Annotated in this window: 16 protein-coding genes and 4 tRNA genes; 19 read left to right on the forward strand and 1 reads right to left on the reverse strand. The window is 52.0% G+C overall.

Annotated elements, in window-relative coordinates:
- Positions 1-69: 69 nt before the first annotated feature.
- The 5 genes from orn (at position 70) to BGL48_RS04715 (ending at position 1137) form a co-directional block, all read left to right on the forward strand.
- Entirely contained in the window at positions 70-615 is a 546-nt protein-coding gene (gene orn, locus BGL48_RS04695) for an oligoribonuclease (protein ID WP_069361577.1), read from the forward strand.
- Between the two features lie 132 nt (positions 616-747).
- A tRNA-Gly gene (locus tag BGL48_RS04700) sits at positions 748-823 on the forward strand.
- A gap of 38 nt (positions 824-861) precedes the next feature.
- Positions 862-937: transfer RNA gene (locus BGL48_RS04705), tRNA-Gly, on the forward strand.
- Between the two features lie 30 nt (positions 938-967).
- Positions 968-1043 (forward strand) — tRNA-Gly (locus BGL48_RS04710).
- An 18-nt stretch (positions 1044-1061) separates the two neighbouring features.
- A tRNA-Gly gene (locus BGL48_RS04715) sits at positions 1062-1137 on the forward strand.
- Between the two features lie 470 nt (positions 1138-1607).
- Here the strand turns inward: BGL48_RS04715 and queG are convergent.
- Positions 1608-2735, reverse strand: coding sequence for a tRNA epoxyqueuosine(34) reductase QueG (gene queG / locus BGL48_RS04720; RefSeq protein ID WP_137317908.1), 1128 nt, complete (start codon positions 2733-2735; stop codon positions 1608-1610).
- Between the two features lie 80 nt (positions 2736-2815).
- On the opposite strand from queG, the gene BGL48_RS04725 reads away from it, so the two are divergent.
- The 14 genes from BGL48_RS04725 (at position 2816) to rlmB (ending at position 19231) form a co-directional block, all read left to right on the forward strand.
- Positions 2816-4288 carry a bifunctional ADP-dependent NAD(P)H-hydrate dehydratase/NAD(P)H-hydrate epimerase gene (locus tag BGL48_RS04725; protein WP_069361579.1) on the forward strand — a complete coding sequence of 491 codons (1473 nt, stop codon included), beginning with the start codon at positions 2816-2818 and terminating at the stop codon, positions 4286-4288.
- A gap of 67 nt (positions 4289-4355) precedes the next feature.
- Complete coding sequence (gene tsaE / locus BGL48_RS04730; RefSeq protein WP_069361580.1) at positions 4356-4826, forward strand: tRNA (adenosine(37)-N6)-threonylcarbamoyltransferase complex ATPase subunit type 1 TsaE; 471 nt, start codon at positions 4356-4358, stop codon at positions 4824-4826.
- A 1-nt stretch (position 4827) separates the two neighbouring features.
- Positions 4828-6516: a LysM peptidoglycan-binding domain-containing protein gene (locus BGL48_RS04735; RefSeq protein WP_069361581.1), complete on the forward strand. Its 1689-nt coding sequence runs from the start codon at positions 4828-4830 to the stop codon at positions 6514-6516.
- Position 6517: 1 nt separating this feature from the next.
- Entirely contained in the window at positions 6518-8533 is a 2016-nt protein-coding gene (gene mutL / locus BGL48_RS04740) for a DNA mismatch repair endonuclease MutL (RefSeq protein ID WP_069361582.1), read from the forward strand.
- Positions 8526-9467, forward strand: coding sequence for a tRNA (adenosine(37)-N6)-dimethylallyltransferase MiaA (gene miaA, locus BGL48_RS04745; RefSeq protein WP_069361583.1), 942 nt, complete (start codon positions 8526-8528; stop codon positions 9465-9467). The genes mutL and miaA overlap by 8 nt, the downstream gene beginning before the upstream one ends.
- A 77-nt stretch (positions 9468-9544) precedes the next feature.
- On the forward strand, positions 9545-9823 hold the full coding sequence (hfq, locus tag BGL48_RS04750; protein ID WP_046074381.1) for an RNA chaperone Hfq: 279 nt from the start codon (positions 9545-9547) through the stop codon (positions 9821-9823).
- Positions 9824-9851: 28 nt separating this feature from the next.
- The gene (hflX, locus tag BGL48_RS04755) at positions 9852-11144 is read left to right on the forward strand and encodes a ribosome rescue GTPase HflX (RefSeq protein ID WP_069361584.1); all 1293 of its coding nucleotides are present in this window, start codon (positions 9852-9854) and stop codon (positions 11142-11144) included.
- A 49-nt stretch (positions 11145-11193) separates the two neighbouring features.
- On the forward strand, positions 11194-12354 hold the full coding sequence (gene hflK, locus BGL48_RS04760; RefSeq protein ID WP_069361585.1) for an FtsH protease activity modulator HflK: 1161 nt from the start codon (positions 11194-11196) through the stop codon (positions 12352-12354).
- A gap of 2 nt (positions 12355-12356) precedes the next feature.
- The gene (gene hflC / locus BGL48_RS04765) at positions 12357-13247 is read left to right on the forward strand and encodes a protease modulator HflC (protein WP_069361586.1); all 891 of its coding nucleotides are present in this window, start codon (positions 12357-12359) and stop codon (positions 13245-13247) included.
- Between the two features lie 92 nt (positions 13248-13339).
- A complete protein-coding gene (locus BGL48_RS04770; RefSeq protein ID WP_069361587.1) occupies positions 13340-13525 on the forward strand; it encodes a DUF2065 domain-containing protein in 186 nt (61 codons plus the stop codon).
- Between the two features lie 117 nt (positions 13526-13642).
- Entirely contained in the window at positions 13643-14941 is a 1299-nt protein-coding gene (locus BGL48_RS04775) for an adenylosuccinate synthase (protein WP_069361588.1), read from the forward strand.
- A gap of 203 nt (positions 14942-15144) precedes the next feature.
- Complete coding sequence (motX, locus tag BGL48_RS04780) at positions 15145-15780, forward strand: flagellar protein MotX (RefSeq protein ID WP_069361589.1); 636 nt, start codon at positions 15145-15147, stop codon at positions 15778-15780.
- A 217-nt stretch (positions 15781-15997) separates the two neighbouring features.
- On the forward strand, positions 15998-18493 hold the full coding sequence (gene rnr, locus BGL48_RS04785) for a ribonuclease R (protein WP_069361590.1): 2496 nt from the start codon (positions 15998-16000) through the stop codon (positions 18491-18493).
- Between the two features lie 3 nt (positions 18494-18496).
- The gene (gene rlmB, locus BGL48_RS04790; protein ID WP_069361591.1) at positions 18497-19231 is read left to right on the forward strand and encodes a 23S rRNA (guanosine(2251)-2'-O)-methyltransferase RlmB; all 735 of its coding nucleotides are present in this window, start codon (positions 18497-18499) and stop codon (positions 19229-19231) included.
- The last annotated feature ends 53 nt before the right edge of the window (positions 19232-19284 follow it).

Raw genomic sequence — 19284 nt, forward strand, 5'->3', positions numbered from 1 at the left:
ATCGGTTAAGTTGGCTTTCATATCAAGCACAGTATGATACATGGTTTATCGATAAAAAAGGCAAGTTCAATGGCGTTCAGTGAAAACAATTTAATCTGGATTGATCTGGAAATGACAGGGCTAGATCCGGATACCCATAAGATCATTGAGATCGCGACCGTTGTGACGGACGCACAGTTGAATATTCTGGCGGAAGGGCCCGTGCTGGCGATACATCAACCGCAAAGTGAGCTCGACAAAATGGATGATTGGTGCACGCGAACGCATAGCCAGTCTGGCTTAGTGGCGCGCGTACAACAGAGTGATATTGATGAACAAACCGCCATTGAGCAAACCATCGCATTCTTATCGCAATGGGTACCGTCTGGCGCGTCACCGATTTGCGGTAATAGTGTGGGACAGGATCGGCGCTTCCTCTACCGACACATGCCAGCACTTGAGCGCTATTTTCATTACCGCACCGTGGATGTGAGCACGTTAAAAGAGCTGGTACGTCGATGGCAACCAGAGGTGTTGAATGATTTCTCTAAACAGGGAACCCATTTAGCGCTTGACGACATCCGAGAATCAATTGCAGAATTACGCTTCTATCGCGAGAGGATCTTAACGATCTGATGAGTCAGTCATCGATCTGATGCTCTTTTGAGCGATTAAAAGAAAAAACCAAAATTTTGCTCATCAGCACTTGCAACCCGGTTTTTTCTTCGTATAATTCGCAGCCCTAACGACGTGAAACGTCTGTTGAAAGCGACATTAGCTCAGCTGGTAGAGCGCAACCTTGCCAAGGTTGAGGTCACGAGTTCGAACCTCGTATGTCGCTCCAAATTTAGTCTCGATCTGAGATTGATCAGGTCGATCTAAGCGACACTAGCTCAGCTGGTAGAGCGCAACCTTGCCAAGGTTGAGGTCACGGGTTCGAACCCCGTGTGTCGCTCCAAATTAAAATGCGATGTAGTGCATCAGCAATGCGACATTAGCTCAGCTGGTAGAGCGCAACCTTGCCAAGGTTGAGGTCACGAGTTCGAACCTCGTATGTCGCTCCAAACAACAATTCGGAATAAGCGACACTAGCTCAGCTGGTAGAGCGCAACCTTGCCAAGGTTGAGGTCACGGGTTCGAACCCCGTGTGTCGCTCCAATCACTTGGTTAACCACCAGTGTGGCGTTTAAGACAGCGCCATCTTTAATGCTGTGAAGCATCATTTCTTACACAAATCCCATCTGTCCATGCTTTCTCTGAAAGCGCATGGTGGCGCGGTTTTTTACCAACACTGCACAGACTTATCCACAGGTCAAGCGCTGTGGATAAACCAGTTAATGGATTTGTTGCTGTGTATAGTGCTGGTTATCTTATCATCAGGCACGGTATCTATGTTGCACACGTGCAATAAACGCAAAAATACCTTAACTGATTGTTAAATAAGGGAAATTTAGGCTTTTCTTTCAGGTTAGCTAACGCTTTTCCACAGTGTTATTCACTTACGTGATCTTGCTCGCTTAATGCACCATCAATGTGTTTAACTATCAAAAAGCGCACCATAAATGCGCATTGCGTGACGGTTTTCCACATTATGTGAATAGCGTCATCTTTCTGCTTGTAAGCCCTGATTAAGCGTCACGAGGCAATCCTTTTTCTATGATGCGCACGAGACGACGCGTCCCTGTGGGTAGCGTTTTGACATCAATACGCTGTCGTTTTTTCTCTTGCTCGCTGAGCGCCCAGTGAATATGTTCGTCAACCAGCTCGTCCTCACCGAGCCGCGCCTTGAGACTATCGATGATCGCCTGATCGAAGGGGGCATTACCCATCGCAATAGCCAAGTTGCGCCGCCATTTTTTAATCCCTATCCGGCGTACTGCTGAGCCCTGGGTTAGCGATAAAAAAGTGTCCTCATCCCAGTTGAAAAGCGTGGTGAGCGGCTGCTGATCAAGGCTGGGGCGACAGTGGAAGTCGGCCTCTAAGGTCAGTTCGGCCTCCCGGTTAAACGGGCAAACCAACTGGCAGTCATCGCAACCATAGATACGGTTACCGATGGCATGGCGAAATTCTAAGGGGATCACACCATCATATTCGATAGTCAGGTAAGAAATGCAGCGACGGGCGTCGACCACGCCCTCTGCGATGATCGCTTGGGTGGGGCAACTGGTCATGCAGGCCACGCATTTACCGCATTGATTCTCGACAGGGGTGTCGACAGGTAAAGGAAGATCCACCAATAACTCACCGAGGAAGAACCAGGATCCCGTTTCATCATTGAGGATCAGGGAGTGTTTGCCTGTCCAACCCAGTCCTGCCTTTTCCGCTAGAGGACGCTCAAGGACTGGCGCGGAGTCGACGAAAGGGCGGTAACCATAGGGGCCGACCGCTTGTTCAATCTGTTGTCCAAGCTTTTTTAAGCGGTTGCGGATCAATTTATGGTAGTCCCGTCCCAAAGAGTAACGGCTAATGTACCCAAGCTCTGGATGCGCCAGCGTATGCGCAAAACCGGCATTGGGGGGTAAGTAGTTCATCCGCACACTGATCACGCGTACCGTGCCTGGCACTAACTCATCGGGGCGCGCGCGCATCATGCCATGTCTGGCCATCCACGCCATCTCACCGTGATAGCCGTTATCAAGCCAGCGCTGTAATTGCGCTTCATGTTGCTTGAGATCAACATCCGTGATCCCCACCTGCTGGAAGCCTAGCGCTTGCCCCCATTGCTTGATACGTTGGGCGAGGTGGTCGAAATCAATGGATGCATCGGACTTGGGTTGCGACATAGCGGTAGATCCTGAGGCCTTGGGTGGTGCAGAACAATCAATGGAGGCACTTAATGGCAACAAGTTTACCACAGAGTTTCTATCGCGCAGAGCAAGTTCGAGAAGGCGAGCAAGCGGTCGCGCGTGCATTGTCGATTCCCCTGTATCAGTTAATGCTACGCGCGGGACAGTCAGTGTTTGACTGTATCAATCAACATTATCCCAATGCGGCCAGACTATTAATCGTATGTGGCGCCGGGAATAACGCGGGTGATGGTTATGTGATTGCGCGGCTTGCCAAATCCGCAGGGTTGAACGTTACCGTCTGGTCGTTAGTGACCCCAAATAAACTGGAGGGGGATGCGGCGACTGCTTGGCAAGAGTGGCAAGATTGTGGTGGTAGCTATGTGGAATACCCACCCACCATCAGCCAGTTTGATGTCGTGGTCGATGCTATCTTGGGCACTGGATTATCGCGTGCCGTGGAGGGAACGTTTGCGCAGGCGATCAGCGCTATCAACCTCGCGGATGTACCTGTGGTGGCGGTAGATATTCCTTCTGGGCTTTGTGCCAATAGTGGCTGCGTGAAAGGCGCGGCCATTGATGCGGATATGACCGTCACCTTGATTGCGTTAAAACAAGGATTGCTCACCGGCCAAGCTGTCTCTTATCGCGGTAAATTATTGTTCGCGGGCTTGAACGTGGCGACGGCGTTCTCGCGTCAGTGCACACCCGCCGGCTACCTTGTTTGCGACGACTGGATTGAACAGTATTTACCAAAGCGCGCGCGTAGTGCACACAAAGGCCAGTTTGGGCGTGTACTGTGTTTAGGTGGCGATCAAGGTATGGCGGGCGCGGTGACCTTATCAGCGCAAGCGGCGTTAAGAGCCGGTGCCGGACTTGTCAAAGTAGTGACACAAAAAGCGCATACGTTGATGCTGGTCACCCGTCAGCCGGAGTTGATGACACAAGATTGGGCCCCCGGTCAATCACTCAGCGAGACACTCGCATGGGCAACCCATTTGGTCATTGGCCCGGGACTGGGCCAGAGTGCGTGGTCGGATGCGTTGTGGACGATCGCCGTGAGTGCTCGGACGCCCAAGGTGATTGATGCCGATGGCCTTAACAAGCTAGCGCGGCAGCCACAACACCGTGATGACTGGATCCTCACCCCCCATCCCGGAGAGGCGGCGCGCTTATTAGGTTGTGACACCAAAGATGTGGAACTTGACCGCTTTGCTGCCGTCAAAGCGATACACACCCGCTATGGTGGCGTTGCCGTACTTAAAGGCGCGGGAACAATCGTATATGATGGCACAAATTATGCTGTTGCTAATGTCGGCAACCCTGGCATGGCGTCAGGGGGAATGGGCGATGTGCTGTCGGGTGTAATAGGCAGCCTACTTGCGCAAGGCGTGGACTTATTTCCTGCCGCGGCTCTGGGGTGCTATCTTCATGGCAAAGCGGGTGATAAGGCGGCCGAGGCAGGAGAACGGGGATTATTGGCCAGCGATTTACTCCCCTATTTGCAACAATTAGTTGATTAGCGCACAGGTGGCGGTAGCCATGCAAGGTGCGACGAATACCCATATAAAGATGAGATCCCTTTGTAGTATGACCCAGACTTTTACCACCTCATTGACGGATGCCGATCGCACCGTGGCGTTTGGTGCCGCGTTGGCGCGTGCATGTACGCAAAGTACCACTTGTTACTTGCACGGTGATCTTGGCGCCGGCAAAACCACGTTCTGCCGCGGCTTTGTGCAAGCAATGGGACATACCGGTAATGTGAAAAGCCCGACCTATACGCTCGTGGAGCCTTACTTGTTAACGCCATGGCAGGTTTATCACTTTGATCTTTATCGACTGGGCGATCCAGAAGAGTTGGAGTTTATGGGGATCCGTGATTATTTTAATGATCAGTCGCTTTGCTTGATTGAATGGCCGGAAAAAGGCCAAGGCTGGTTACCGCGCGCCGATCTAGACATTAGGCTGCGCTATGACGGCGAGCAACGTGAACTGGTTATTGACGCGAATACCCATGTTGGGGTAGCAATTATCGACCGTCTAGAATGGGAAGACTAGCATGATGTGGCAGCGGCTTTGCATCTTGATGATCGCCAGTTTGTTGAGTGCAACAAGTTGGGCCAATAAGATTGAAAATATTCGCGTATGGCCCGCCCCCAATGAGACACGGGTGGTGGTGGATCTTGAAGATAAACCGGATTTTAGCTATTTCTCACTGTCACGCCCCGATAGGTTGGTGGTTGACTTAAAGCAGAGCCAGCTGGCTACGCGCTTACCTAAGCCGGTTAAAGGCAGCGATATCCTGGGTAAAATCCGTAAAAGTAGTCCGCCCGAGGCATCGACGTATCGATTAGTCTTTGAGTTAAAAGACGGTGCCAAACCACATATCTTCTCGCTCGCCCCTGGGGGGGAATATGGCCACCGGCTGGTGGTTGATTTACCCCATCCTAAGAAAGTGGATAAAAATAAACCGGCATTGTCTGTTGCTGAAAAAAAGCGGCGTGAGACGGTGGCCGCATTGCCTTTTGGCACCGAGGATATCGTGGTGGCAATTGATGCCGGGCATGGCGGTAACGATCCCGGTGCGGTGGGGCCGAGCCGCAAATTTGAAAAATATGTCACGCTCTCCATCGCTAAGCAAGCGGCGGCGCGTATTAACGCTGTTCCCGGCATGCGTGCGGTCTTAACCCGTACGGGCGATTATTTTGTCGACTTGAACCGTCGTTCCGAAATTGCACGTAAACACAAAGCCCATTTATTGGTCTCGGTACACGCGGATGGCTTCCATAAGCCACAGCCTCGTGGCGCGTCAGTATGGGTACTCTCTCGTCGCCGGGCGAACAGTGAAATTGGTCGCTGGATTGAAAAACACGAAGAGCAGTCCAACTTGTTGGGTGGAGGCTCTTTACTGGCACAGAATAATGAGGACGAGTATTTAAGCCGTGCGGTGTTGGATTTGCAGTTTAGTAACTCGCAAAAGGAAGGCTTTAATGTCGCGAAACGGGTATTAAAGGAGCTTGGCAAAGTCACTAAATTGCATAAATCGAGTCCAGAGCACGCCAGTCTGGCCGTATTAAAATCACCAGACATACCGTCTTTGCTCGTCGAGGTGGGCTTTATCTCGAATCCGCAAGAAGAACGCCTGCTATTTCAGCGTGATCACCAGCGCCGGCTCGCGGATGCGGTCTATCATGGTATTCGCAATTATTTTGAGCGTTTCCCGCCGGATGGCACCTTGTTTGCTGCGCGCAAAAACGGCGTCAAACATAAAGTCAGTGCCGGTCAGTCACTGTCGGTCATTGCTAAAAAATATAAGAGTTCCGTCGCCGCGATAAAATCGGCGAATGGGTTAACCTCTAATACGTTGCGGGTGGGCCAAGTGTTATCGATCCCCAATGTGGATGTCGCCAAATTAGCAGGAAAGACAAGTAAAGCAACATCAACACGCACGCTGACGCACACTGTGAGCCGCGGCGAGTTTCTCGGCAAAATTGCCGAGCAGTATCACGTCTCGGTGGCGACGCTGCGCCGTGCGAATAACTTGAAGTCTGACACGCTCTGGGTCGGGCAAAAGCTGAAAGTGCCGGGCGCAACACCGCCAGCGGTGAAGCACAAAGTCAAACGCGGTGAATACCTTGGCAAAATTGCTAGCAATTACGGGGTGACGATTGAGAGCCTTCGTCGCGCCAATGAATTACGCTCTGATACGCTGGCGGTCGGGCAAACGCTGATCATCCCAGGAAGCTAATATGGCGATTGAGATTTTACCCGCGCGCCTTGCCAACCAGATTGCAGCAGGGGAAGTGGTCGAACGTCCTGCCTCGGTGGTCAAGGAGCTGGTAGAAAACAGCATTGATGCCGGGGCCACCCGCATTGATGTGGATATTGAAAAAGGCGGGAGCAAACTGATCCGGGTGCGTGATAATGGTGGTGGGATCAGCAAAGCCGATCTGCAGCTTGCCCTGAGTCGACACGCCACGTCTAAGATCCATAGCCTTGACGATCTTGAGGCGATCATGAGCCTCGGCTTTCGCGGCGAGGCGCTGGCGAGTATTAGCTCGGTATCACGTCTTACCATCACCTCGCGTCCAGCTGACCAGCAAGAAGCATGGTCGGCGTTTGCCGAAGGGCGAGAGATGGCGGTGAATGTCAAACCCGCCGCCCATCCGGTTGGCTGTACCGTGGAAGTGGTGGACTTATTCTTTAACACTCCAGCGCGGCGCAAATTTTTACGCACCGACAAAACCGAATTTGGCCACATTGATGAGCTATTACGCCGCATTGCATTGAGCCGGTTTGATATCACCATCAATCTACGCCACAACGGCACGCAAGTGCGCCAATATCGACGTGTACCAGAAAATGGCGATCCACTGCGTCGCGTTAAGGCGATTTGTGGGCAAAAATTTGTTGAGCATGCGTTGCGGATTGACCTGCATCACCACGACATGGCACTGACAGGCTGGATCTGCACACCGGCAGGCGCACGACAACAAAACGATATGCAGCATTGTTTTGTTAATCAGCGAATGATGAAAGATAAGCTGATTAACCACGCGATTCGTCAAGGCTATGAACAAAGCCTTGCCCAGGATCAGTATGCCGCTTTCGTGCTGTATATTGATGTCGATCCGCATCAAGTAGATGTCAATGTGCACCCGGCCAAACATGAAGTCCGTTTTCATCAGGCGCGCTTGGTGCATGATTTTATCTATCAAGCCATTTATGACGGCTTACAGCAAGCGTTGTTCTCTGAAGATCACAGTGTGGACCCTGAGACGGGCGAAGTGAGAGAAGCCGTCACTTATCAGCCGCGAGCCTCTGCGACCGCCAAACCTAATCCATACCAACAAGCCGTAGACGCGTTTCCTGATTACCCGGGTAAGCGCGAGGGGAGCGGTGGGTCACAGGCCACGTTGCCGCGTGATACGGTATCGTATCATCACGACGCCAGTGACGGCTCACGCAGTGGCCGGCCCTCTCACGGTTCAGACTGGCCGGGAAGACCGTCTGCTCCCTCAAGCTCACCTTCAAAGCAGGCGACGCAAGCGTATCAAGCATTGATGACCCCCCAATCTGATGCCGGGGCTGACCTTGGTAAGGCCACGCCAGCGAGTTCGACGACGTTGTCGCATTTTGACAGCGTCCCAGCAACGATCGATACCGCCTCAACAGTGGCGAGCACGGGTCAGTCTGGATTAGGCAAGGTGCTTGCAGTGGTTGAGCAGCACTATGTGTTGATGTCCTGGGGGGAGGGATTATGGTTAGCCGATCATCACCGCTTGGCATGCTGGCGTCATCAAGGGGCGTTACAACCCGCTCTGGATGAGGGGTTAGTCACTCAACCTCTATTGATCCCACAACGGTTATCGGCCTCTGAAGAGGAGTGTCAGCGCGTGATCCAGTATCAGGCGTTACTTGGCCAGTTTGGCATTCATATTCGCCCCAAAGGGCAGCAATTAATGGTGATGTCAGTCTGTCAGCCGCTACGCCAACATAACTTGCAAGCGTTTATACCGGCACTGTTGGATTGTTTGGGTGGGTTAGACCCCGACCAATCCCACACGGATCACAGCGCGAGTATGTGCAGTTGGCTGGCAAAGCAGTTGACAGTAGCATCGGATCCAGTCAGCCTTGCGCAAGCGGTACAAACCGTATCGGACATTGAACAATATTGGCAGGGGGATGCGTTAGAAAAGGGGCGCCAGCGCTACTTTAAACGCCTCGACCTGACCTCAGTGATAGAAGCATTACAGCATGACTAATCCGCTGCCTAAAGCGATTTTTTTGATGGGGCCGACTGCATCCGGGAAAACGGATTTGGCCATTGCAATACGCCAGACTTTGCCAGTGGAAATCATTAGTGTTGATTCGGCACTGATTTATCGCGGGATGGATATTGGGACAGCTAAGCCAACCGCGGAGGAATTAGCGCAAGCCCCCCATCGTTTGATCGACATTCGTGATCCGTCTCAGGCCTACTCGGCGGCAGACTTTCGTGACGATGCGCTCACAGAAATGGCGCGGATCGTCGCGGATGGTAAGATCCCACTGTTGGTGGGAGGCACCATGCTGTATTTTAAAGCATTGCTAGAAGGACTATCACCGTTGCCGAGTGCGGTTCCTGACATCCGTGAAGCGTTAGAAAACGAGGCGCAACAGCATGGGTGGGAAGCATTACATGCTCAGTTGTGCGAGGTTGATCCCGTGTCGGGGGCGCGGATCCACCCCAACGATCCGCAGCGAATTACGCGGGCGTTAGAAGTCTATCGGATCAGTGGTCAGACCCTAACAGCATTAACAGAAAAAAAAGGTGAACCTTTGCCGTATCAGGTACACCAATTTGCAATAGCGCCTCAGGATCGAGGTGAATTGCATCGCCGCATCGAGCGTCGTTTCGATAAAATGATCGACGCGGGGTTTGAAAAAGAGGTACGCACACTATACGAACGCGAAGATCTGCATGTCGATCTGCCCTCGATTCGTTGTGTCGGGTACCGTCAGATGTGGGACTATTTGGCCGGACGTTGCACCCATGATGAAGCCGTTTACCGTGGGATTTGCGCGACGCGCCAGTTAGCCAAGCGTCAGATAACCTGGCTAAGAGGCTGGGATAATGTGACTTGGCTTGATAGCGACACGCCGTCGCTGTCTTTACAAACGGTGACAAAAGCGTTGACGGCAGGGACGGAAACTTGATGTATACTGTCACTGACAAGGACGCTGCTTAACCGCGACAATTGACTACAATTACAAACAAATAAGGAAAAGAAATAATGGCTAAGGGGCAATCATTACAAGACCCATTCCTGAACGCGTTACGTCGTGAACGCATTCCTGTTTCCATTTACTTAGTAAATGGTATTAAGTTGCAAGGCCAAATCGAATCGTTTGATCAGTTCGTGATCCTGCTAAAAAATACGGTTAATCAAATGGTGTATAAACACGCGATTTCAACCGTTGTGCCGGCACGAGCTGTGAGCCACCACAACAATAACCAAGGAGCTGGTGAGCGTCCACAGGGCGAACGTCAGCAAGAAAAACCTGAGGAATAAAGCATTCTATTGCTAAGGAGTCTATCGCTTGTTTGACCGTTACGAGGCCGGTGAACAGGCTGTACTCGTTCATATAAATTTTACCCATGATGGCGAGTGGGATGATCTCAGCGAATTTCAAATGCTGGTGTCATCCTCGGGTGTCGACGCCTTGCAAGTTGTTGTCGGCAGCCGTCAGTCCCCTCACCCCAAATATTTTGTTGGAGAGGGAAAAGCCCAAGAAATAGCAGATACAGTGCAACAAGTCGGCGCGGACATTGTGATTTTTAATCACACCTTATCCGCGGCGCAAGAGCGCAACCTAGAGCAACGGTTTAAATGCCGAGTGTTAGACCGGACCGGATTAATCCTCGATATTTTTGCCCAGCGCGCGCGTACCCATGAGGGTAAGTTGCAAGTTGAGCTGGCACAGTTACGTCACTTATCTACCCGGCTTGTGCGAGGCTGGACTCACCTTGAGCGTCAAAAAGGCGGGATTGGCTTGCGTGGCCCGGGTGAAACTCAGTTAGAAACAGACCGTCGCTTAGTGCGTGATCGGGTAAAAGCGATTTTAAAGCGACTGGATAAAGTGGCGAAACAGCGAGAGCAAGGGCGGCGCGCTCGCGCACGGGCAGAAGTACCGACTGTGTCATTGGTAGGGTATACCAATGCGGGCAAATCGACCTTGTTTAATCGGATCACCGAAGCGGGGGTATATTCGGCCGATCAGCTGTTTGCCACCTTGGATCCGACCTTACGCCGTATTGAAGTCGACGACGTCGGTACCGCAATATTGGCGGACACCGTTGGCTTTATTCGTCACTTACCGCATGACTTGGTCGCGGCATTTAAAGCAACGCTTCAAGAAACACAAGAAGCGAGCTTGTTGTTACACGTGGTCGATGCCAGTGATGAACGCTTTGGTGACAACATTGAGGCGGTCAACAGTGTGTTGGATGAAATCGATGCGGCGGATGTGCCTCATCTTATCATTATGAACAAAATAGATAGTCTGGATCAGGCTGAGCCTCGTATTGAACGGGACGAAGAGGGCGTTCCGAAAGCAGTATGGGTGTCAGCGTTGTCTGGTCAGGGTATCGCGCTCATATTTGAAGCCCTTACCGAGCGTTTATCTGGCACCATGGTGCGGCATCAATTACGGCTACCACCCAGCATGGCCGGACGAATGCAAAGTAAATTTCACCAGATGCGATGCATTGTCAGTGAAGAGTACCAAGATGATGGGCATCTACTTGTCGATGTCAGGCTGCCACAAACAGACTGGTATCGACTAGAAAAAAGAGAAGGCAACCAGCTCGGCGACTTTATCGTCAGTGATTAGGCTGCTAGAGTAAAAAATTATCGTCAGATCAATTTGATGGAGTGCGCGAATGGCGTGGAATGAGCCAGGAAACAATGGCGGTCCCGACAAAGACCCCTGGGGGAATCGTGGAGGCCGTAATCAAGGGCCACCGGATCTTGATGAATTGTTTAACAAACTAAGTCGCAAACTGGGCGGCTTAGGTGGCCGCAAAGGTAAAGGACCATCGTTCGGCGGTGGTATGGCAGGGCTAGGCGTCCTCGCGCTAGTGGGCATCATTGTTTGGGGGATTTCCGGGTTCTATACCATCGGAGAAGCTCAGCGTGGTGTGGTCTTACGGTTTGGTCAGTATGATCGTATCGTTCAACCGGGCCTGAACTGGAAACCAACTTTTGTGGATACGGTAAGCACGGTGGACGTGGAGTCGATTCGTTCGCTCAACAGCTCTGGCCTGATGCTGACCAAAGATGAAAACGTGGTCAACGTCGAGATGGACGTTCAGTACCGCGTGATGGATCCACAGCAGTATTTGTATAGCGTGACCAACGCCGATGATAGCTTGCGTCAAGCAACTGATTCGGCATTGCGTGCGGTCGTGGGTGACTCTTTGATGGATGACATCATCACCCGTGGTCGTCAAGAAGTGCGTGAGCGCACCCAAGTTGAGCTGAACGACATCATCGACAAGTACAAAATGGGCTTGTTGGTGGTGGATGTTAACTTCCAGTATGCGCGCCCACCTGAGCAGGTCAAAGACGCCTTTGATGATGCGATTGCAGCGCGAGAGGATGAGGCCCGCTTTATCCGTGAAGCTGAAGCGTATCGCAATGATGTGTTGCCGAAAGCAACGGGTCGTGCAGAAACGCTGAAAAAAGCGGCACTGGGTTACAAAGAGCGTACGGTTAACGAAGCTGAGGGTGAAGTCTCTCAATTTGAGAAACTGTTGCCTGAGTATCGTGATGCGCCACGCGTGACGCGTAACCGGCTATACATCCAGACCATGGAAGAAGTATATAGCAATACCAGTAAGGTGATGGTGGATTCGCAAAGCGGAAACAGCAACCTCATGTATCTCCCACTGGATAAGTTAATGGGAGGCGCAGCCGTTGGCGCTAACCAGCGTAAAGAGACGTCGAGCAGCCAGTACGGTATTGAGCTTGAGCAAAGCTCGCAGCCTAAACAGCAAGAGTCGGCGCCGCGTTCTGGTTCATCACGAGAAGGGAGATACTAAGCATGCGTAAGATGATGATCCCCGTTGTCGTCCTAGCGGCAGTGGTCTTTTTGATGTCGATCTTCGTGGTGAGTGAAGGTGAGCGCAGCATTGTTATCCGTTTTGGACGCGTGCTAAAAGCGGACAATGATATTGCCAAGATCTACCAACCGGGTCTGCACTTCAAACTGCCATTGTTTGATCGCGTTAAGACCTTGGATGCGCGTATTCAAACCATGGATGATCGCGCTGATCGCTTTGTCACCGCAGAGAAAAAAGACGTTATTATCGACTCTTACGTCAAATGGCGTATTAAAGACTTTGGCCAGTATTATCTGTCCACGGGGGGCGGTAATAAATTGACGGCTGAATCTCTGTTGCAACGTCGTGTCGCCGATGGCCTGCGTGCCGAAATTGGTAATAAGACCATCAAAGAGATTGTGTCTGAAAAACGTGATCAAGTGATGGAAAGCGTCCTTGAGCGTGCGGCCAGCGAGGGCTCGCGTGATTTAGGGATTGAGTTGATTGACTTGCGTATCAAGCGTATCAACCTCCCGAGTGAAATCAGTGAGTCGATTTATGCCCGTATGCGTGCTGAACGTGAGGCCGTTGCCCGTCGTCATCGTGCACAAGGTCGCGAGCAAGCGGAAATTATTCGAGCGCAAGCCGAGCTAGAAGTGGCGACAATTCTGTCCAAAGCAGAACGTCAAGCGCGGATCACTCGTGGTGAAGCTGACGCAGAAGTGGCGAAGCTATTTGCCAGTGCGTTCAAAAAAGAGCCTGAGTTCTATAGCTTTGTTCGCTCGCTACAAGCGTATCGTAAGAGCTTTGACAGTAAGAGCGATATGCTGGTTGTGGATCCGAAGAGTGATTTCTTCAAATACATGAAGCAACCTGAAGCGATAGAAAAGTAAATCGTTAGATGGGTAGCGACGCATAAAAGACAAGGTCCCGGCCTTGTCTTTTTTTATGTCGTCATCCCCTGTTTTCGACGTAGGAGGTAAGGATGACTAGCTTGTGGGGCGCGCTAGCGCTGGTATTAGTGGTTGAGGGGTTAGGGCCGATGTTACTGCCCAAACAGTGGCGACAAATGGTCATGGCTTTAGGTGAGCAATCTGACACCCAGTTGCGGCGTATTGGCGGTTGCTTGGTGGTGATTGGGTGTGTGTTGGCTTACCAGTTTTTAACCTAGCATTCAGCCACCTGGTACCGAGAAGAGCGGTGAAAATGTCAATACGGTTAAAAAATGACTGCAACCGAGTTTTTAAGGTGCTAGAATCCATTTTTAACTAGCTGCATATCGAAGAAGATGGGTAATAACGTAGTCGTTCTCGGCACCCAATGGGGTGACGAAGGTAAGGGAAAGATCGTTGATCTTTTGACTGAAGATGCAAAATACGTGGTGCGCTATCAAGGCGGTCACAACGCAGGTCATACTCTTGTCATTGACGGTGAAAAGACCGTCCTACACTTGATTCCTTCTGGTATCCTCCGCAACAACGTTAAATGCATTATCGGCAACGGCGTGGTGCTGTCCCCGGACGCCTTGCTGAAAGAAATGGGTGAGCTGGAAGCACGTGGCGTGCCGGTTCGTGAGCGCCTATTCCTGTCAGAAGCTTGTCCACTGATCCTGCCTTATCACATTGCGCTTGACGCGGCACGTGAGCAAGCACGCGGTAAGAAAGCTATCGGTACCACAGGCCGTGGTATTGGTCCTGCATACGAAGACAAGGTTGCCCGTCGTGGCCTACGCGTTGGCGACTTGTTTGATAAAGAAGCTTTTGCTGAAAAACTCAAAGAAGTGATGGAATTCCATAACTTCCAGCTCGAGCATTTTTACAAAACTGAGCCGGTGAGCTACGAAGAGACCTTGGCGAAAGTCATGGAGCAAGCGGACATTCTCACTGGTATGGTGATGGACGTCACCCAAGAGCTGGATGATGCCCGCAAGCGTGGTGACAAAATCATGTTTGAAGGCGCACAAGGCACCTTGCTTGATATCGACCACGGCACCTATCCGTATGTGACTTCATCGAACACCACCGCTGGTGGTGTCGCGGCAGGCTCTGGCTTTGGTCCGCGTCATCTTGGTTATGTGCTGGGTATTGCCAAAGCCTATTGCACGCGAGTAGGCGCAGGCCCATTCCCGACTGAGCTGGATGACGAGATTGGCATGCATCTCGGCACCAAGGGCGCTGAGTTCGGTGCGACCACTGGCCGTAAGCGTCGTTGTGGTTGGTTTGATGCGGTGGCAATGCGTCGTGCTGTGCAGATTAACTCGGTATCAGGCTTCTGCTTAACCAAGCTAGACGTGATGGACGGCTTGGAAGAAATCAAAATCTGCACCGGTTACAAGATGGCAGACGGTTCCACGGTTGAGGTGTCTCCACTAGCAGCTGACGCGTATGAGCACATCGAGCCTATCTATGAAAGCATGCCGGGCTGGAGTGAAAACACCTTTGGAGTGAAATCTCTCGACGAACTGCCGCAAGCAGCGCTCGATTACATCAAGCGTATCGAAGAGCTGACTGGTGTGCCTATCGATGTGATCTCGACCGGTCCAGACCGTAACGAAACCATCATCAAAGTGCATCCTTTTAATAGCTAAGCACTTGAGACGGTTCGATACTAAAAGCCAGCGTTGATCGCTGGCTTTTTTACTATTTTGGTGTGGCGTTGGAAGCCAGATCGCGTGAAAGCGGAAAAAACTTGCCGCCTTTGCTAAAGTCAGTATGCAAGGTGCCGATACAAAAAAGCACACGGCGAGCGTGCGCGTTGCTGTTGGGTTTCTTGGTTGAATAGCGAGTAGGCATGAAGTTTCGAACGCTGATTTTTTCACTTTCTCTGACGACAGCGACGCTGACGACAGCAACGGCCCGTGCGGACGTCGGGGCGGCTGTGCCATTATACGAAGAAAGTGAACTTATCACCCTTTTTGAAACCAACTCTCACCTTGAGCGCGTCGAACAAGACGAATGCCAGCTCGTGCAAGACATCGAAGCCCGAGCCACCCGTGTCGGCTCTCCCGCCTACGAGTTTTTATATGGCGATATGCTGGCGTGGGGAGTGTGTGTGGATCAAGACGCGGATCTCGGTGTTTACTACATGAAGCAAGCGGCGCAGCAAGGGCTACCCGCTGCGCTAGAGCAAATTGGCCGTTACTACGCCAATGGCACACTGGTCCAACAGGATCAACGTCGGGCGATTCCTTACCTGCGCGAAGCCGCTTCATTGGGTGATACGCGTGCCCGGATCCAACTGGCTGAGTTGCTAGTGGATGATGTCGGTTCGCCACTTGATTATGAAGACGCTTATCGCTGGTTATATCAAACCATCACCGCAGACTCTCGTACCCGCAACCGTATTTCAGAGCTTCGTGCCGCACTTGAAGCACGGATGCCACAGAATATTATCGCCCGCGCCAAACGGCGTACCAGCTATTGGTGACCGCGAAAGGCGCCAGTAGGCGACTTTATGCGCAAAATCCGTTACACTCTCTATACACATCTGTTCCCAATCTGATTTGATATGGCCGATGCGCCATGTTCCTCTCGTTGCCTGCAAGCAAGGCGCTGAAACAAAACGTCAAACTGCGATCATCGCGGCGCAATAGCGACAGTTTACAGATATAATGAAATCAACATACGCCAATAGGAAAAGGTCTATGTCGCAAGACACAGGTTCGACAAATAATACCCCAAACAACATCGCTGCGGATCCACACCAGGCACGTGAAGCGGAGAAATACGACAATCCGGTCCCCAGCCGAGAGCATTTGCTGGAAGTAATCCGCAGCTTCAAGGCGCCAGTGAGCCGCGATAATCTGTTTTCACACCTTGGCTTAGCTGGTGATGAGCAGTATGAAGGGCTACGTCGACGCCTGCGCGCCATGGAGCGTGATGGACAATTGGTGTTCACCCGTCGTCAATGCTATGCCTTACCCGAGCGGTTAGACTTGGTCAAAGGCACCGTGATTGGTCACCGTGACGGCTTTGGTTTTCTGCGCCCAGAAGGCAAAGGCAACCACGATGACTGGATGCTCCCTCACCACCAAATGCGTAGTGTGATGCACGGTGATGTGATTTTAGCCCAAGGTGTTGGCACCGATAAGCGCGGCCGTAAAGAAGCCCGTGTGGTGCGCGTAACCGAAGCGCGCCAAGGTCAGATTGTAGGCCGTTACTTTGTGGAAGATGGCATGGGCTTTGTCGTGCCTGACGATAGCCGCCTGGGCCAAGATATCGTGATTGATAAAGATCATACTCAGGGCGCGCGTATGGGCAATGTGGTGGTGGTTGAGATCATGCAGCGTCCGACCCGACAAACCAATCCTGTCGGTAAGATTGTTGAAGTGCTGGGGGAGAACATGGCACCCGGCATGGAAATCGAGATCGCGATGCGCACCCACGATATTCCTCATCAATGGCCGGATGCGGTGCTCAAGCAAGTGAAAAGCTTGAGTGAAGAGGTCCCAGAAAAAGCCAAAGAGGGCCGTGTCGATCTGCGTGATTTGCCACTGGTGACCATCGATGGTGAAGATGCCCGCGACTTTGATGATGCGGTCTATTGCGAACGTAAACGCTCGGGCGGCTGGCGCCTGTGGGTGGCGATTGCCGACGTCAGTTACTATGTGCGTCCTGATTCGGCGCTGGATAAAGAAGCGCAAAACCGCGGTAACTCGGTGTACTTCCCGAACCAAGTGGTGCCTATGTTGCCGGAAGTGCTTTCTAATGGCTTATGCTCGCTGAATCCGCAAGTCGACCGCCTATGTATGGTGTGTGAGATGACGATTTCAGAATCAGGGGCGTTATCTGGTTACAAACATTACGAAGCGGTGATGAACTCCCACGCGCGTCTGACTTATACCAAGGTGTCTCATATTCTGGAAGGCGATGAGGAACTGCGTGAGCGCTACCGCTCATTAGTGCCGCACTTAGAAACTTTACACGATATGTACAAGGTGCTCAGTGGTGCGCGTCAGCAGCGTGGGGCGATTGAATTTGAGACGGTGGAAACCCAATTTATTTTCAATGCGCAGCGCAAAATCGACCGTATTGTGCCGGTGGAGCGCAACGATGCACACAAGATCATCGAAGAATGTATGATCTTGGCCAACGTTGCCTCGGCGCGCTTTGTGGAAAAACACAAAGAGCCGGCGCTCTTTCGTGTTCACGAAGCGCCAGGAGAGGAACGTCTTAGCGGCTTTAAAGACTTTTTAGGCGAGTTAGGCTTAAGCCTGAGCGGTGGTCTAGAGCCGACGCCGAAAGATTACGCGGCACTGATGCATGTGGTCCATGGTCGTGCTGACAGTGAACTGATTCAAACCATGCTGCTCCGCTCGATGAAGCAAGCGGTGTATCAAGCGGATAACCAAGGCCACTTCGGTTTGGCGCTCAAGCAATACGCGCACTTTACCTCGCCTATTCGTCGCTATCCAGATTTGCTGTTGCACCGAGCGCTTAAATACCTGGTTGCCAAGCAAGCGGGTAAAAACCAAGACCGTTGGACACCCACTGGCGGCTATCACTACTCGTTTGATGATATAGATGTGCTGGGTGAACAATGCTCGAAAACAGAGCGCCGTGCCGATGATGCCACCCGTGATGTGTCAGACTGGCTTAAATGTGAGTACATGCAAGATCACGTTGGCGATGAGCTAGAGGGCGTGATTGCCAATGTCACTGGTTTTGGTTTCTTTGTCCGCCTTAATGAGCTACATATCGATGGCTTGGTGCATATTTCTAACCTCGATAACGATTACTATCGCTTTGATATGGTAGGGCAACGCTTGGTGGGCGAAGGCTCGGGTCGTGTGTTCCGGCTCGGCGATCAGGTGACCGTGAAAGTCTTGGCGGTGAACTTGGATGAGCGACAAATCGACTTTGAGCTGGTAGGCTCTGAACGCAAAGCTCGTCGCCCGGGCAAAACCGCGCGCGATAAACGCAAGAAAGGCCGTGCGGAGTCGAATAAAGACCCGCAAGCCCGTCGTGAGCGAACCTCGGTTCGCCAACAGCTCAAACGCGGTGCGGTGCCAAATGTTGAAGCCGATAAGGCGCCTGCAGATAAAAACGGCAAAAAGCGTAAAGTGAAATCGCCAGCGGAAAAAGCGCGTAAGAAAAAGGCGAAGAAACAAAAAGCCAAAGCGGGTCAGAAAAAGAAGTAAATCATGAGTAATGAAGTAATTTACGGTATCCATGCCGTTAAAGCGATTTTAGCGACCGATCCTTCCCGCTTTATTGAAGTGATGGTGTTAAAGGGGCGTCAGGATGAACGTCTGGTACCTGTGCTCAATGAGATTGCGATGCTGGGTGTCAGTATTCAGCAAGTCGGCCGCAAAGCGTTAGACGACAAAACCCAAGGTGCATCGCATCAGGGGATTGTTGCCCGTGTCAAAGCGGGCCGTCAGTATAACGAAAATGACTTGGAGGCGATCCTCGCTAATACCAAGAGCCCCTTGTTGCTGGTACTTGATGGTGTCACTGACCCGCACAATTTGGGGGCGTGCTTACGTACCGCGGATGCGGCGGGAGTCAGTGCGGTGATTGTCCCGAAAGACAAGTCCGCGCAGCTCAATGCCACGGCGCGAAAAGTGGCCTGTGGCGCGGCTGAAGTCGTGCCCTTCGTGCGCGTCACCAACTTGGCGCGAACCATGCGTGCGCTCAAAGAGCAGGGCGTGTGGTTTGTGGGCACCGCGGGTGAGGCCGATCATGATGTCTACGACACCAAATTAGTGGGACCGTTGGCCTTAGTGATGGGCGCAGAAGGAGATGGCATGCGCCGTTTGACCCGTGAAACCTGTGATGAGCTGATCCGGATCCCGATGTCGGGCAGCGTGTCGAGCTTGAATGTATCCGTGGCGACTGGCGTCTGTTTGTATGAAGCGGTGCATCAGCGTCGCTAAATACCCTAAGTACCGCCTCTCTTGTTCACCGTTGAAGAAAAACGCCCCGGCTT

Origin of the sequence: Salinivibrio sp. SS3 (assembly GCF_001722105.1) — a bacterium.
Classification (GTDB): domain Bacteria; phylum Pseudomonadota; class Gammaproteobacteria; order Enterobacterales; family Vibrionaceae; genus Salinivibrio; species Salinivibrio kushneri.

Coding starts and splice junctions, on each gene's coding strand:
- BGL48_RS04735 (WP_069361581.1), top strand. CDS start 4,828: ATGATGTGGCAGCGGCTTTGCATCTTGATGATCGCCAGTTTGTTGAGT.
- orn (WP_069361577.1), top strand. CDS start 70: ATGGCGTTCAGTGAAAACAATTTAATCTGGATTGATCTGGAAATGACA.
- hflK (WP_069361585.1), top strand. CDS start 11,194: ATGGCGTGGAATGAGCCAGGAAACAATGGCGGTCCCGACAAAGACCCC.
- hflC (WP_069361586.1), top strand. CDS start 12,357: ATGCGTAAGATGATGATCCCCGTTGTCGTCCTAGCGGCAGTGGTCTTT.
- hfq (WP_046074381.1), top strand. CDS start 9,545: ATGGCTAAGGGGCAATCATTACAAGACCCATTCCTGAACGCGTTACGT.
- tsaE (WP_069361580.1), top strand. CDS start 4,356: ATGACCCAGACTTTTACCACCTCATTGACGGATGCCGATCGCACCGTG.
- BGL48_RS04775 (WP_069361588.1), top strand. CDS start 13,643: ATGGGTAATAACGTAGTCGTTCTCGGCACCCAATGGGGTGACGAAGGT.
- mutL (WP_069361582.1), top strand. CDS start 6,518: ATGGCGATTGAGATTTTACCCGCGCGCCTTGCCAACCAGATTGCAGCA.
- BGL48_RS04725 (WP_069361579.1), top strand. CDS start 2,816: ATGGCAACAAGTTTACCACAGAGTTTCTATCGCGCAGAGCAAGTTCGA.
- rnr (WP_069361590.1), top strand. CDS start 15,998: ATGTCGCAAGACACAGGTTCGACAAATAATACCCCAAACAACATCGCT.
- rlmB (WP_069361591.1), top strand. CDS start 18,497: ATGAGTAATGAAGTAATTTACGGTATCCATGCCGTTAAAGCGATTTTA.
- BGL48_RS04770 (WP_069361587.1), top strand. CDS start 13,340: ATGACTAGCTTGTGGGGCGCGCTAGCGCTGGTATTAGTGGTTGAGGGG.
- miaA (WP_069361583.1), top strand. CDS start 8,526: ATGACTAATCCGCTGCCTAAAGCGATTTTTTTGATGGGGCCGACTGCA.
- motX (WP_069361589.1), top strand. CDS start 15,145: ATGAAGTTTCGAACGCTGATTTTTTCACTTTCTCTGACGACAGCGACG.